A 13,868-nucleotide genomic window follows, 5' to 3' on the forward strand; every position below is an offset into this window, starting at 1 on the left:
GGGGGATTTAAATGAAAACAAAAGCAGAACGCATCGCGTTCATTCAAGAAGAAAAGCGTCAACTCGTCAAACCACGTTTGTACAGCTCGTTGCTGTACGGAGTCAGTATCTTATTAGTCGTCGCCAATCGGGACGTGTACTGGCCATTGTTCTTTTTACTTGTAGCACTAGTGTGGATTGCGCGGATTCACTCGCAAGAAGTCGAACGTGATATGGCATTAACGGTAGAACCTCAGATGAAAAAAATCATTCAATGGCAGTATGTGACCGATTTTTTGTTCGTCATCTTAATGGGATTATTCTTCCCGCTGATCATCGTATTCGATTTGCCATTCTTCCTCAGTTTTGCTGTCTATGTCGTTCTTGCGATTATTTTGCTCGTATCCGATATGTTTCTTGAACGAAACGGAAAACGTCTCGATGCTGAGCATCCAACGAAGAAGGAATTGCGAACGTATCCGAAGTCGTGGAAAAAGATCTAATTCGTGGAGCCGGTCGATGAACCGGCTCCTTTTTGAGCATTCCTGTCGCTTCCGCGTGTTCGACTACCGTATGATGAAGGGGCACATGAAGAAGGAGGTCCTCGTATGCTTGCTATCATCATTGGATTTATCATCGGTCTGCTCGTACCAGTTCAAACGAGTGTTAATACACGGCTGCGGGGCGTCGTCGGTTCGCCGTTTCTCGCTTCGCTGATTTCCTTTTCGATCGGCTCACTCTTTTTACTGATTCTCGTGTTGCTCGTTGATGGGAATCTCACAGGTCTTACAGCTACTGCCGATGAACCGTTCTGGATTTGGGCTGGTGGATTGCTTGGCGTCATCTATTTGACCGGAAACATCTTACTGTTTCCGCGACTCGGAGGTGTCCAAACGGTCATCATGCCGATTTTCGGTCAGGTCATCATGGGACTGTTGATTGATCATTTTGGATTGTTTGAAGCGAACGTCACGATACTTTCGTTGACACGGATCATCGGCGCAGTATTTGTGTTACTCGGTGTCGTCGGGACGGTAGCACTTGGTGACTATTTTGCACGACGGCGCAAGCAACAGGTAGCATCATCAGAAAAATCGTTGCTTATCTGGCGTCTGCTCGGGATTCTAACGGGTATGATGAGTGCTGCCCAGACAGCGATCAATGGTCATCTCGGTAGTGTTCTCGGGTCAGCCGTCAAAGGCGCCTTGATTTCATTCGTCATCGGTACAATCACCTTACTGTTGCTGAATCTGATCCTCCGAACGAAGTGGCACATCGATCGCTCGCAACCCTTACCTGCCTGGATTTGGATCGGTGGGTTGATCGGTGCATTGTTTGTTGCCGGTAATGCTTTCATTGTTCCGCTCGTCGGTACAGGACTCGCTGTCGTGATCGTGACGATTGGTCTTCTGACCGGCAGTCTATTGATTGACCGTTTCGGCTGGTTCGGTGCAAAAAAACAACCCGTGACAGGTGTACAGATCGTCAGTCTACTTGTCATGCTTGGCGGTATTGTGTTGATACGCATTTAAAAACAGCTCGTTCAAACGTATGGTTGCATACGTTGAGAACGAGCTGTTTTTAATCATTTCTTTAAATCAATTTTAACGGTTATTGTTTTTGCGAAGTTTTCTCCAGAAACGAACATGACGAATTCTTTCTCATCCTCAGGTACTTGATATACAAGGTTCACATGTGATTGTCCAGGTGCTACATATTTTATACCTTGTTTCCATGTTTTTTCGTTTTTGTTTTCATAATCAATTGGTTCATAGACACCACTGACTCCTGTCATCCGGAAACGATTCGGGAAATAGTAACTTTCTTCCCCAGCTTCTCGATAGTAGAGATCTTGATAAAACGTCGGAACCGTGATGTACTGATACCCTTTTTTCTGTTTTAGTTTCAGGGAAGCAGGCGGTTGCTTCAACAATTTTCCAATCCAGAAACTTGTATCTTTAACAGCCGGATCTCCTGGGAACGTCTTAATCGTTCCTTTTGCCATCGTCTCTTCAATCACCCCGGAAGCTTCTTTTTTCGTCGCTTCAAGCTGACGTTTTGAACCTGTTAGTCCATCCGAAATCTTACTTCCCGTCGTAACGACTTTTGGAGCTTTCGCTGTAGGTGTTTGTTCAACCGGATCCTCATTCGTCGCGAACAAGAAAAGAGAGAGGACGCCGATGATTAACACAGCTCCAATGGATGAGAGTGCTAGCTTGAAACGACGTTCTGTTTCCTTAGAATTGACGCTTATGTTACTGATCGCTGCGTTTGGAACGATACGGACAGCGCGCTGTGCTGGCAAAATTGCACCGATGATCCCTGTCAGAAGTGGAATTAGAATCGTAGCAGACAAGAAACCGAGTTCCGTTGTCGGGAATTGACGGTATACTTGCCAAATCATTACTAGGGCAAACAGAAGACCGACGATTCCGGCTAATAACCCTGTCAGCAAACCTTCTAATAAGACGAGGCGTCGAATCAATCCGTCTTGCCACCCTGTTGCTTTTAAGACAGCGAGTTGACTGCGACGTTCATTGACGTTTTGCCAAAGAATTTCTGTCGTCGTCAAGATGGCGATCAACAAGGCAACACCCATCGCGACATAATGCATCGTACCGACTTCCAAGGCAACATATTCACCGAGCCACGTCGCATAGAGCACTCCTTTTAAGCGGAATGTCACGAAGAGGAAGAAGATGAACAGACTCGTCGGCAAGGCGATCGCAATGATCGAAAGGATTGTTCGTTGCCAATACGTGAAGAGTTGATTCATGCTCATACCAAAAATCGATTGTGAGCGAACGAATCGGCGCGAACGAGAGACTTCACCGGATCGCATACTCTCATATGGTTTGATTCTGCGGATCAATGCCATTGGAACGAGCGTACCACCCCAGTAAATGAGTAGACCAGCAAGGCCGATTAACAGAATTCGTCCTAAGGCGATCGGATGATCAGTCGTTAACCAAAACGTACCAAGAATCGACCAAGCGATTAACGCTACGAGAGATCCGAGTAGCGTCGCTTCAAGGAACAATAACTTCGAGAGTTGACGTGGACGCCAGCCGAGAGACAATAGAATCGCGAATTCCTTTTTGCGTGCATAGAGTAGAATGATATTTGAACTAAAGACATAGACGAGCGCAACCGCGATGACACTAGCGATGACGCCAGACATGCCGACCTTCGCCTCTTGGAAAATCGTCATTGAAGAACCGAGTTTGATCCACGGTTGTTGGACCCATCCGAGGGCCGATTGTTTTTCGAGTCCTGGTAAGTAAGTCAAAGCGAGCTGCGGAGATGAACCAAGTGTGATGTCCGTGATCAGACCGGTCTTCTCCTCAATTTCTTTCGCGACGTCTTGGAGCTTTTGCTCACTCGCTGCATTCATCTGATCGACGCCTTTGACATTGACGCGAATGACAGAGATCGCTTTTTCACCGCGAATCTTGAAGGCGGCATCAAGCGTCGTCAACATCGAAGGGGGTTTCGTCAGGAAGTCATACGGATCATTCGTCGGTTTGACATCCTTGACGGGATTAACTGGACGATCGTTCTTATCCATGACCCATTGTGCCTTTGCAGGGAAATACGTCTCCATCGGTAGTTCCGTCAATGGATCCTTCGATAAATTCAGTTTTTTCGGATTGAAGACTCCGATGTAGTTTAATCGAATCCGTGGCCAATCGTCACTCGTCTTCCCGAACATGCGTGCTTCCCGGTACATCGTTCGTTTCGCTAGTAATGAATCCGGTTCGACTTTTTTCGGTTCAACTTGATAACTAAACGGCCAGCGCGACGCAAAGGGGCTAGAGATGGACTGGTAACTAATTGGTGACGGCTTTAGGATTAGCCATTCGGAATTTCCTGACGGTAGCTCAGGGAACGAGTCCGTCATAATCTGTTGGATTAACGTTTTTTGAACGTCCTGCGTTGAGAATGAATATGTTTTTGCAGGAGCGTCAGTTGTCTGTAGCGTATTTAAAAACTTTTCACCACCACGCTTCGTCACATCTTGAATCGTTTCTTGAATCGAGTCATTGATAAGCGGGAGATCTAATTTCTCATACGTATACGTCCGGGACGCATCGACATATTCCCGCTCGTTCATCAAAATGGGCATCTCAACCGTTCCGAGTTCAGGATCAACGACGTTTGCTTTGTCTTGTTTGTCAAAGTAACGACTATGTTTTCCACTAATCGTCGCGTTATCTAGTCCGATCAAGCGAGCTTCTGCTTCGGGATCAATTCCGGCAATCATCGTCGCACTTCCAAATTCTAATAACGGATCTTCACCCAGAACAGCAGGTGAGACGCCGGAACGTGTTGCATTTTCATCCGGTGTCCACCCGGCAGCGAGATAATTAACGGTAGAGTATTTTTCGACGTTCAGACCGGTATTCTGTTTATCGGTGATCGTCAACTTATAGACACCGTAATCGTCAAACCGATGCGTACCAACAGGTGCATTTGTAGAGTGGTTTCCAATCATCGCAATCGGAGCTGCGACTTCGACGTCCGAGATATCTTGGATCGTCTTATATTGCTTCATCGTGATTCCGCCATCCAGACTACTCATATAGTTCGGTTCGAGTAGTTTGAGGTCTTCCGTCACACTTCGGCTATTTGGAGGACGTACGACAATATCGTAGGAAGACTTCCAACGTTTTTGCAGTTCGTCGACGACTGTTCCGTTATTTGCTTGTGTCGTCCCGATCAAATAACTCAAACCGGTACTGACGACGAGGACGCCAACGAGTAATAAAATGAATCGTTCCTTGTTGCGCCACCACGAATTCCAGATGAAACGTAGCATGATACCATACATCCTTTCTCATCGTATTCTTATGTAAAAAACGCTTGCACATTCATGCAAGCGCAATGGATCACAGTTCGATTTTAATCGTATGCGTTTTCGGGAATGCATCGGAAGCAGCGAATAAGACGAACGTCTTCGCTTCTTCTGGTACTTGATAGACTAAATCGATTTGAGCGCGATGTGGAGAGTAATATTGATGACTGTTCTTCCACGCCTTCGGATTATGATTGACGTAATCGACGACGTCGTACTCGTGTCCTTTGCCATCATTGAGAACGAATAAGTTTGGTTTATAGACGCTGTAAGCTCCGAAATTATCGGACGTGTCATGCATAACGAGCGGAATCGTGACATAACGATAGCCTGGTTTCTCTTTCAGGTTCAATTCTTTTGGTGGTGAAGGAAGAAGTGACTCGGCACGGAACGTCTTCGCTTTTAGTTTAGGATCACCCGGATAGGTTTTGACGAGTCCCTGTTTCATCAATTCGTCAATGTTTAAAATACGATTCTCCTTCGTCTCGTTCACACCAGCTAATTTTGTTTGCGAAGTGACATTGACTGGTTTGTCCTGATGGGATGACCAATACCAGCCTCCACCACCAATCAGGGCAAGAGAAGTAATCAGTAGAGGAATCGTTTTACGAGCTTTTGACATAAAAACACTCCTTTTTGATGGAATAGTCAGAATATTTATATAAAATATACTATTTACAAGGAATGGAAACAAGATAAATAACCAAAAATAGGATAAAAATAAGGAAACGATTACCTGATTGATAAAATAAGGTAAAATAACCTTAGTGAAGTGAAAGGGGAAGAATTATGAGAGCAGTCATTCAAAAACAATACGGTGATGTAAACGTGCTACAGATGGATGATGTCGTGATGCCGATTCGACAATCTGGAGAAGTCTTAATTCGTGCGGTATGGACCGGAGTCAATTTCACAGATATCAAACAACGACGTGGTGGCAAGGCGACTGGAACCTTTCCATTTGTTCTCGGAGTGGATGTGTCAGGTATCGTCGTCGATGCGGATCCATCTTCCGCGATCAAAGTAGGGGATCGAGTCATGGCATTTGTATTAGATGGATCATATAAGGAAGTAGTCCGTGCCGACGAACGGTTAGTTTATAGTTTACCTGAAACGATTTCATTACGTGATGCTGCTGCAGGAATGTTGACTTCGATTTTAAGCGAGATATTGTTGACGCAGATCGCACAAGTGAAACTGAAGGATACAATCGTCATCCACAGTGCCGCTGGAGGTGTCGGATCGATGTTGATTCAATTGGCGCGATTAAAAGGAATGACACGATTGATTGCTACTGTTGGACATGCTGATAAAATACCTTATGTTCATGCACTTGGTATTCAGAATGTCTTTACATATAATGATTTTTCTGAAAAAGTGAAGGAATTGACGGTCGATAAGGGAGCAGATGTTATCTTTGACTCTGTCGCCGGTTACGTGACACGAAAAAGTCTTGACTGTCTCGCGTATTACGGAACACTCGTACAATTCGGTAATAGTAGTGGAGAAGCGGGTGAACTCTCGACGACAGACGTTCATGCGAGTTGCCGGACGATTCGTGGATTTAGTCTTGGCACGACACGTCAACTGGATCCAGAACGTATTCGAACTGCTGCGTCCTATGTCTTGACGTTATTTGAAGAAAATAAATTGAAGATGCCAATGATTCATGAGTTCCCATTAGAGGAAGTGCAAAAAGCGCATCGGTTGATGGAATCTCGACAGTATCAAGGAAAAATCGTCCTACGAATCGGAGGAGATGAGATTGAGTGAAGAAGAGATTAATCAACGACTACGAGACGATCTTGAGTTACAAGAGATGTTAACGCTAGTGGCAACATTAGAATTACCTGATTGGTGGATGTGCGCGGGATATGTCCGCTCTATCGTATGGGAGGAGAATCGATATGAACGACCGGATATCGATATCGTTTATTTCGATCCTATCGATCTTTCGGAAGTAACGGAAAAGCGTCATGAAGGGCAGCTAAGACGCTTATCGGATGTACCGTGGTCCGTTAAAAATCAAGCGCGCATGCATCTGATCAATGGATTACCACCATATAAGTCCGCGAAGGATGCGATTTCACAGTTCCCCGAGACCGTCACGTCGATCGGAGTGACGAAACGACCAGACTTCGAATTGTATCTTCCTTATGGTGCGAACGATTTCGCTGATCGCATCATTCGACCGACGCCCGCTTTTCAAAATGATGATGATCGATATAAAATCTACCGTCAGCGTGTCATTGAAAAGGGATGGCTGACCGATCCAACTTTTCACGTTGAATAAATGGATTAAAAAACGAATGAGCACCAAAAGTGTCACAGCCAAGGACAACCTTACATTCGATCTACTGATCGTCCGCCATTGAACGAGTGAACGACTTTTTTGACCCGCCAATGTGGGTCTTTTTTTATATAAGACCTAGTTAGAAATTGTATATGGTTGAGGTCAAGGCGCGTTTATCGTTCATGGATAGGGGGAATCTTACCCATGCAATCATATGTTGAAAATAATGAAAATAAGCGATGATCGCGAAGGTGGGGTGAGTTGTTAACCGTAACGCATTCATAGAAAAGGAAGTGAGAACGGCATGCGATTCAGAAGAGAACAGGTCAACGTCGTTGATCCGGCACAAACGAAAAAGAGTGTCTATGCGACCGGAATCGGTAATGCGATGGAGTGGTTTGATTTTGGTCTATACTCCTACCTCGCCGTCATTATCAGTCAAAACTTCTTCAGTGGTGTGGAAAATGATGAGTTAAAGCTCGTCTTTACGTTCGCGACATTTGCGATCGCCTTTTTGATGAGACCACTCGGCGGAGTGATCTTTGGACGAATGGGCGATCGTCTGGGACGAAAAGTCGTGTTGACGACGACGATTGTCATGATGGCATTTTCGACCTTGTTGATTGGTCTTCTGCCAACGTACGATCAAATCGGTGTCTGGGCACCAATACTTTTACTGTTGGCACGGGTGTTGCAAGGCTTTTCGACCGGTGGTGAATATGCTGGAGCGATGGTCTATATCGCCGAATCTTCACCCGATAAACACCGGAGTGCTTACGGCAGTGGTCTTGAAATCGGAACATTGGCCGGCTATATTCTTGCCTCCGTGTTAGCGACCATTTTGTTCGTTTCTTTGTCTGACGACCAAATGGCGTCTTGGGGATGGCGGATTCCCTTCATCTTAGGTGCACCACTCGGATTATTTGGTCTTTACCTTCGGCGACATCTGGATGAGTCACCGATTTTCGAGAACGAGATCAATGAGAGTGAGCAGGAACAGGCGACGTTTCGGACAATCGTTCAAGAACACCGGAAAGATATTATCGTTTGCTTCATCGCCGTTGCCTTCTATAACATCACGAACTATATGTTGTTATCCTATATGCCATCGTATCTGGATGAAATCATCGGTTTACCGAGTGCAACGAGTACGATGTTGATCACCGGTGTCATGATCATCATGATCCCGCTCGCTTTCTCGTTCGGTCGTTTGAGCGATCGACGCGGCAATCGACGGCTGGTACTATTTGGATTGACGGGATTGTCCTTTACATCGATTCTGTCGTTTTTCTTGATCGGGCAAGACTGGTTGTTATACGTTGGTATCGGAATCTTCATCCTTGGTTTCTTCTTGTCAATCTTCGAGGGAACGATGCCAAGCCTGCTGCCGAGTATTTTTTATTCCGATGTGCGGTACCGAACGCTTTCCGTTACCTTTAACATTGCGGTGTCGATTTTCGGAGGGACGACCCCACTCGTCTCAACCTGGCTCGTGCATACGACACAGGACCCTCTTGCGCCTGCGTACTATCTTACAGCTGTTAGCGTCATCGGCTTTATTACGTTCTTCTTTTTCTTTGAGAACACGGCAGGGAAGGCGCTTAAAGGATCACATCCGACCGTTGCTTCGGAACAGGAAGTCCATGAAGTCGCAAAAAATCCGGAAGATGCCCTGTGGTGGAAAGAAGACAATAAAAAAGAATGACGGCAAACCGAACAGTCCCTTACTCGATGGAGTGAGGGACTGTTGCTGTTCATGAATTCGTGAGCCAACGTTACGAACGTTCAGCAGATTGAAAGGCATGCCGAAGAAAATCAGCAATCCGTTGCCACGCCTGTAGCGCCATGCCTACGTCACCATGATGTGTGAACGCATGCGGTTGTCCCGCAAATTCCTCATGCTCGACGTAGACGCCTGCTGCTTGAAGGCGTTTCGCGTACTCCCGCGCTTCCTGCGCAAGCGAGTCGTGTTCAGCTGTCAAAACGAGCGTCTGCGGTAATGTTTCGAGTTGAGCAGCATAAAGTGGTGAAGCGAGATGATGGTACGCATCTTCCTGTCGTGCGATGTACATCGCATTGAACTGACGTGCCTGTTCAGAGGGAATCGCCTCCTCAAAGAACGGCTTGTCCGCCGGATCCGTAGCAAGATCGAGCGGAGGATAATCCAGGATTTGAGCGATGAGCGGAACCGGATGAGTCTGCTCGGCGTTCCATAACGATATGGCAGTCGCAAGATTCCCACCGGCACTATGCCCTCCGATCGCGATGCGCGTCGCATCAAGGTGTAGTGTATCAGCATGTTGGAAAATCCATTGAACGACCTCATAGGTGACGTAGACCGGAACAGGAAACGGATGCTCCGGGGCTAGAGGATATTCCACATTAAGAACATGACAATTGGCGGTCTCAGCGAGAAACAGGTTCCATGGCTGGTCCATCTCTGGCGTTCCGGTGATGAAACCGCCCCCATGTAAGCTGATGAAGCCAGGTAACGGGTGGGAGTCGACGAGAGGTGAGTGGAGTAATAAACGGAGATCGCCGATCGAGGTCGGAACGAAGTGCGTCGTCGTCTCCGCATGTGGTGGATGTGAGGGCTTAAGGAGTGGGCGCTCTTCTTCCAATCGAATCTGTTTCACTGTTTCAAGCATCTCTTGACGATTCATCAAATTCCTCCTTTTCATTATTTATTCATCATAACGAAATATCTTCTTGATTTCTTGTTTGGCAATATTTTCTATCCAGCTAATGGTACGAAAAGACTGGATTTGATACACTTTCCATATACAAGAAACGAGGAGGGTCAAAAGATGCCAATCTTACATATCACTCGCCATGGTGAGACAGAGTGGAACTTAGAGCAGCGGACACAAGGATGGGGAGATTCACCGCTAACGGCAAAGGGAAGGCAAAATGCGTGTGAACTTGGCGCACGGCTGCGTCAGATTGAGATGTCACATCAGTACGTCAGTCCATCGGGGCGCGCCATCGAGACATTAGAACTGATCGGACTCAATGGATCAGTTCCAGTCACGGTCGACGAACGACTGCGTGAAATTCATATGGGCGCTTGGGAAGGGCAGACAGTGTCGGAGATTCGTGCCTCTTATCCGGTTTCGCATACAGCGTTTTGGGAGACACCCCATGAATATATCCCTGAGACAGGAGAGTCATTTGAAGAGGTTCGCCAGCGTATCATTTCGTTTTTAGAACGTCTATCCGTACATGATGCCGACGAAAATATCTTGATCGTCACGCACGGTATTTTTCTGAAGGTTTTATTGACGCATTTGCAACAAAAACCTGTTGCTTCATTATGGGATCCGCCGTTCATCCATGGCACAAGTCTAACGATCGTTGAGTATGATGAAACAGAAACCGTAATTCGACTTGCAGCAGATATGTCACATGTGAAAACAATGTGAAAAACGGAGTATCTACAAGGGATACTCCGATTCGTGTAGCCTTATCTCGTCAAATAGATTAATATCGCACCTTCCTGTTTTCTGACTTTTAGGTGAGGAGAGGATACCGTGTCGATCGAGCGACCGATGATCGATTCTCCTGTCGTATAGCGTTTGAGGAGTAAGGGGTAGAACGAAGCATTCGTCTGTTTCTGATCATTGAATTGACCGCTGTCAGTCTGGACATTTTGAGGTAAGGTATAGACCGTTTTCGTCCCAGGAATACCATTCTTCGCATCAAGCGAATAGGTGAAGGCATGCGAATCGTTGAGCAGGTTCACATCATACGTCAACTGAAGCGGCGTGCGATCGTATGTACCGACAGGAATTGATTTGTCGATCAGCACTTCAGGTGGTTCTGTATCGTCAAATTGGATTGTTTTGAGCTGGAGTGGGCGATCGAGTGTACCAGTTAAGAAAAATATCCACCGTTGTTGCGACTCATCGTTCTCGGTAGAGGGTGTGATTGAAAAGGAAGACTTCTTGACAGGAACGGTCTCTTTTGGAAGAACGGTTGCTTCCGTTGTGCAAGCAGCAAGTAACAAGGGCAGGATGAATAAAAGCATATATTTCATGACATATTCCTCTTTTCCAAAGGCATAATGAATCGGATTTAAAATTTAAAATATTAGAAAAATAACCTATATTATACCAAAAATCTTCTTGCATAATAAAGGAGGAAATCATGAAAGGCAAATGGTTATTAGCGACCGTGCTCCTCGTTGGCTGCGCCTCGACGGGTGAAGAGGCTGAATCGACGGCAAAATCGTTATATGTCGCACCGAACGGCAGTGATGAAAATACCGGCACGTTGAAACATCCGTTTAAAACGATCCGGCAGGCGACACAGCAAGCGACTGCCGGTACGACTGTCTACTTGCGAAAGGGAACATATCACGAGGCACTAAACGTTAGACAGAGCGGAACGAAACAACATCCAATCGTCTTTCGGAATTATAAAAAAGAACGAGTCGTCTTAAATGGGGAAAACATTAAAGATCGGGACGCAACCTTACCGATCATCCAGATTAAGGATCAAAAATACGTGACAATCCAAGGATTGACGATCGAAGCCGTTCAGTCGAAACGAACGGACGCAACACCGATTGGCGTTTTGGTCACGGGATCAGGATCCTACATCACGTTGAAGGATAATACGGTTCGCCACATCAAGACACTCGCGAAAGATGGGAATGCACACGGCATCGCCGTCTACGGAACGGGAGCGATTCGTCATCTGACGATCACCGGTAACCGAGTCGAGCAGAATCGTCTCGGTTTTAGCGAAGCCCTCGTCTTAAACGGTAATGTCAAACGTTTCCACGTGACGAAGAACGTCTTACGAGATAACGACAACATTGGCATTGATTTGATCGGATACGAAGGAATCGCCCGGTCGAAGAAAGATGACTACGTCCGTGAAGGAATCGTGTCGGAAAATCAGGTATACCGGACGTCAAGCTACGGCAATCCTGCTTACGGGAAGGAATACAGCGCAGCCGGTATCTACGTCGATGGTGGAAAAAATCTGACGATCGAGAAGAATCTCGTCAAAGCGAGTGACATTGGGATCGAGGTGACGAGTGAACATGCTGGGCGGTACGCAGAAAATGTCATCGTCCGCCAGAATGATATACGGCAAAACATCTACACCGGGATTTCGATCGGTGGGTATGATACGAAGCGAGGCGGTACAAAACGCGTCCGGATCGAGAAAAATCAGCTGATCGGGAATGATACGAAAGGACTCGAAGGTGGTCAATTGCTCGTCCAGTATGACGTTCACGATAACACGATCATCGGTAACACATTTGACGGTCCCTTGAGTGTCGCTCACTATTTTAAAAAGAGTTCAGGTAACCAGTTCAAACAAAATACGTTTCATCATACGAAACGATTCATGTGGCGCGATGCCTCTTATAAAACGGAACAAAGCTTCTTGAAAGCCCTTCGAAAGGTGGAATGAAAATGAAGGTGTCGGAGCGACTACTCGCTAACTTAACTGGATTTGGATTCCGAGACGGTGGCGGTCGGAGCATTGACTGCCTTGATGTTAACAGTTTGGATAGAGGAAGGCGTTCGTTTTTTAACCAGTCCGGCATTACGCCTACCGACCGTTACTGACGCAATCATCTGTCTCGTTCCGGCGATTCTATTGTTCATGGTATGGAAAACAAAGCGTTCAAAATAATACCTGAATTAATCGATAATAACAAGGAATTCATTTAATCGTCCTCGAAATAGGGAGGGAACTTCAATTAGTAAGGAGGAATAAAGATGACAAAACTAACGATTCAAGCTGTGATTGACCGTCCGGTCGAGACCGTGTGGGAGATCTGGAACGCACCAGAAGACATCAAACGCTGGAACGCAGCGTCTGACGATTGGCATACGACGGCGTCAACGAATGATTTGACGGTCGGTGGTCAATTCACGAATCGAATGGAAGCAAAAGACGGTAGCATGGGATTTGATTTTACGGGTACATACGAGACAATCGTTCCTTACGAACGTATTGCGTATGTCCTCGAGGATGGTCGTCAGGTGACAATCGACTTCTCTCGGAACGGGGAAAAAACTGAAGTCGTCGAATCATTTGATGCCGAAACAATCAACCCGCCTGAGATGCAACAAGCGGGTTGGCAGGCGATCCTCGATCGATTCAAGGCGTATGCTGAGTCGAAGTAAATCGTTCGCTTCGTAACTTCCGACCACGGCGATCCGTTAGGGCAGGAATACCGCCGCTCTCATATCGCCGGACCCAGTTATACAATTGTTGATACGACACATCATGCCGTCCGGCGATGCGTTGGTAGTCCTTTGCGGCCGCCAAACAATCGAGGACGGCATTTATGCGTTGTTCAAGAGTGTTGGTGGACATGAACGTTTTCCTCCTCATTGAATCGCTCTGGATTCGTCCTCGGCATTAAACTAGTGCACATACAATCGATGGAAGCCATTGAATCAAAGAAAAATTGACGCGTCTCCTGTTGATTCGTTTTGACGATCAGTCGTTTTTCTAGCGTTGGTAAATGCACGAAAAACGAAATCTGATATTCCATAGGATGCGAGAGCATGGTGGTAGATCGTTTTTGTAAGTGGATCGCTGCTGAATTCGCAGTGATGTATAAGACGTGTCGATTCCATTCCTCTTCGTTGAAAAGTGAATCCATCATCGTGATAAATGCTTGACCGGAAATGAAGTTCATCGGACGACCTCCTTTCTTATAATGTGTATATCCTGTGCATGTTTTTCGAAAACCTATATTTCAAATATTAC

General features: G+C 46.2%; 15 protein-coding genes. 9 read left to right on the top strand and 6 right to left on the bottom strand.

Annotation, left to right across the window (positions count from 1 at the left end; translation table 11 throughout):
• Positions 1 to 11 precede the first annotated feature (11 nt).
• Both ACHWTJ_RS07695 and ACHWTJ_RS07700 read left to right on the top strand, forming a co-directional pair.
• Complete coding sequence (locus tag ACHWTJ_RS07695; protein ID WP_394679367.1) at positions 12 to 482, top strand: hypothetical protein; 471 nt, start codon at positions 12 to 14, stop codon at positions 480 to 482.
• Positions 483 to 587: 105 nt separating this feature from the next.
• The gene (locus ACHWTJ_RS07700; RefSeq protein WP_394679368.1) at positions 588 to 1,511 is read left to right on the top strand and encodes a DMT family transporter; all 924 of its coding nucleotides are present in this window, start codon (positions 588 to 590) and stop codon (positions 1,509 to 1,511) included.
• A gap of 53 nt (positions 1,512 to 1,564) precedes the next feature.
• Here ACHWTJ_RS07700 and ACHWTJ_RS07705 read toward each other — a convergent pair whose 3' ends face one another.
• The gene (locus ACHWTJ_RS07705; RefSeq protein ID WP_394679369.1) at positions 1,565 to 4,798 is read right to left on the bottom strand and encodes an FtsX-like permease family protein; all 3,234 of its coding nucleotides are present in this window, start codon (positions 4,796 to 4,798) and stop codon (positions 1,565 to 1,567) included.
• Positions 4,799 to 4,868: 70 nt separating this feature from the next.
• Positions 4,869 to 5,456: a hypothetical protein gene (locus ACHWTJ_RS07710; protein ID WP_294741288.1), complete on the bottom strand. Its 588-nt coding sequence runs from the start codon at positions 5,454 to 5,456 to the stop codon at positions 4,869 to 4,871.
• Between the two features lie 167 nt (positions 5,457 to 5,623).
• Here ACHWTJ_RS07710 and ACHWTJ_RS07715 point away from each other — a divergent pair, with 167 nt between their 5' ends.
• The 3 genes from ACHWTJ_RS07715 to ACHWTJ_RS07725 all read left to right on the top strand — a co-directional run bounded on the left by ACHWTJ_RS07715 (position 5,624) and on the right by ACHWTJ_RS07725 (position 8,832).
• Positions 5,624 to 6,607, top strand: a complete 984-nt coding sequence (locus ACHWTJ_RS07715; protein WP_023468442.1) for a zinc-binding dehydrogenase — start codon at positions 5,624 to 5,626, stop codon at positions 6,605 to 6,607.
• On the top strand, positions 6,600 to 7,127 hold the full coding sequence (locus ACHWTJ_RS07720; protein ID WP_294746013.1) for a nucleotidyltransferase family protein: 528 nt from the start codon (positions 6,600 to 6,602) through the stop codon (positions 7,125 to 7,127). Before ACHWTJ_RS07715 ends, ACHWTJ_RS07720 begins: the two co-directional genes overlap by 8 nt.
• A gap of 304 nt (positions 7,128 to 7,431) precedes the next feature.
• Positions 7,432 to 8,832 (top strand): MFS transporter, encoded by a 1,401-nt coding sequence (locus tag ACHWTJ_RS07725; protein WP_294741292.1) that lies wholly within the window; start codon positions 7,432 to 7,434, stop codon positions 8,830 to 8,832.
• Between the two features lie 70 nt (positions 8,833 to 8,902).
• Here ACHWTJ_RS07725 and ACHWTJ_RS07730 read toward each other — a convergent pair whose 3' ends face one another.
• Positions 8,903 to 9,790, bottom strand: coding sequence for an alpha/beta hydrolase (locus ACHWTJ_RS07730; RefSeq protein WP_294741293.1), 888 nt, complete (start codon positions 9,788 to 9,790; stop codon positions 8,903 to 8,905).
• A 144-nt stretch (positions 9,791 to 9,934) separates the two neighbouring features.
• Here ACHWTJ_RS07730 and ACHWTJ_RS07735 point away from each other — a divergent pair, with 144 nt between their 5' ends.
• Complete coding sequence (locus ACHWTJ_RS07735) at positions 9,935 to 10,549, top strand: histidine phosphatase family protein (protein ID WP_394679370.1); 615 nt, start codon at positions 9,935 to 9,937, stop codon at positions 10,547 to 10,549.
• 41 nt (positions 10,550 to 10,590) lie between these two features.
• On the opposite strand, the gene ACHWTJ_RS07740 is transcribed toward ACHWTJ_RS07735, so the two are convergent.
• Positions 10,591 to 11,163 (bottom strand): hypothetical protein, encoded by a 573-nt coding sequence (locus tag ACHWTJ_RS07740; protein ID WP_294741297.1) that lies wholly within the window; start codon positions 11,161 to 11,163, stop codon positions 10,591 to 10,593.
• Between the two features lie 110 nt (positions 11,164 to 11,273).
• Here ACHWTJ_RS07740 and ACHWTJ_RS07745 point away from each other — a divergent pair, with 110 nt between their 5' ends.
• From ACHWTJ_RS07745 to ACHWTJ_RS07755, 3 genes are all read left to right on the top strand, one after another.
• Positions 11,274 to 12,554 carry a right-handed parallel beta-helix repeat-containing protein gene (locus ACHWTJ_RS07745; RefSeq protein ID WP_394679371.1) on the top strand — a complete coding sequence of 427 codons (1,281 nt, stop codon included), beginning with the start codon at positions 11,274 to 11,276 and terminating at the stop codon, positions 12,552 to 12,554.
• Positions 12,555 to 12,611: 57 nt separating this feature from the next.
• Positions 12,612 to 12,779, top strand: coding sequence for a hypothetical protein (locus ACHWTJ_RS07750; RefSeq protein ID WP_294746025.1), 168 nt, complete (start codon positions 12,612 to 12,614; stop codon positions 12,777 to 12,779).
• 86 nt (positions 12,780 to 12,865) lie between these two features.
• On the top strand, positions 12,866 to 13,276 hold the full coding sequence (locus tag ACHWTJ_RS07755) for an SRPBCC family protein (protein WP_294741301.1): 411 nt from the start codon (positions 12,866 to 12,868) through the stop codon (positions 13,274 to 13,276).
• Here ACHWTJ_RS07755 and ACHWTJ_RS07760 read toward each other — a convergent pair.
• Both ACHWTJ_RS07760 and ACHWTJ_RS07765 read right to left on the bottom strand, forming a co-directional pair.
• Complete coding sequence (locus ACHWTJ_RS07760; RefSeq protein WP_290786729.1) at positions 13,251 to 13,469, bottom strand: helix-turn-helix domain-containing protein; 219 nt, start codon at positions 13,467 to 13,469, stop codon at positions 13,251 to 13,253. The two genes, ACHWTJ_RS07755 and ACHWTJ_RS07760, sit on opposite strands and share 26 nt — an antisense overlap.
• Positions 13,450 to 13,797: a hypothetical protein gene (locus tag ACHWTJ_RS07765; protein WP_394679372.1), complete on the bottom strand. Its 348-nt coding sequence runs from the start codon at positions 13,795 to 13,797 to the stop codon at positions 13,450 to 13,452. Before ACHWTJ_RS07765 ends, ACHWTJ_RS07760 begins: the two co-directional genes overlap by 20 nt.
• Positions 13,798 to 13,868: the final 71 nt, after the last annotated feature.

The organism is uncultured Exiguobacterium sp. (assembly GCF_964277885.1).
Taxonomy (GTDB): Bacteria; Bacillota; Bacilli; order Exiguobacteriales; family Exiguobacteriaceae; genus Exiguobacterium_A.

Coding starts and splice junctions, on each gene's coding strand:
- ACHWTJ_RS07695 (WP_394679367.1), top strand. CDS start 12: ATGAAAACAAAAGCAGAACGCATCGCGTTCATTCAAGAAGAAAAGCGT.
- ACHWTJ_RS07700 (WP_394679368.1), top strand. CDS start 588: ATGCTTGCTATCATCATTGGATTTATCATCGGTCTGCTCGTACCAGTT.
- ACHWTJ_RS07705 (WP_394679369.1), bottom strand. CDS start 4,798: ATGCTACGTTTCATCTGGAATTCGTGGTGGCGCAACAAGGAACGATTC.
- ACHWTJ_RS07710 (WP_294741288.1), bottom strand. CDS start 5,456: ATGTCAAAAGCTCGTAAAACGATTCCTCTACTGATTACTTCTCTTGCC.
- ACHWTJ_RS07715 (WP_023468442.1), top strand. CDS start 5,624: ATGAGAGCAGTCATTCAAAAACAATACGGTGATGTAAACGTGCTACAG.
- ACHWTJ_RS07725 (WP_294741292.1), top strand. CDS start 7,432: ATGCGATTCAGAAGAGAACAGGTCAACGTCGTTGATCCGGCACAAACG.
- ACHWTJ_RS07730 (WP_294741293.1), bottom strand. CDS start 9,790: ATGAATCGTCAAGAGATGCTTGAAACAGTGAAACAGATTCGATTGGAA.
- ACHWTJ_RS07735 (WP_394679370.1), top strand. CDS start 9,935: ATGCCAATCTTACATATCACTCGCCATGGTGAGACAGAGTGGAACTTA.
- ACHWTJ_RS07740 (WP_294741297.1), bottom strand. CDS start 11,163: ATGAAATATATGCTTTTATTCATCCTGCCCTTGTTACTTGCTGCTTGC.
- ACHWTJ_RS07745 (WP_394679371.1), top strand. CDS start 11,274: ATGAAAGGCAAATGGTTATTAGCGACCGTGCTCCTCGTTGGCTGCGCC.
- ACHWTJ_RS07755 (WP_294741301.1), top strand. CDS start 12,866: ATGACAAAACTAACGATTCAAGCTGTGATTGACCGTCCGGTCGAGACC.
- ACHWTJ_RS07760 (WP_290786729.1), bottom strand. CDS start 13,469: ATGTCCACCAACACTCTTGAACAACGCATAAATGCCGTCCTCGATTGT.
- ACHWTJ_RS07765 (WP_394679372.1), bottom strand. CDS start 13,797: ATGAACTTCATTTCCGGTCAAGCATTTATCACGATGATGGATTCACTT.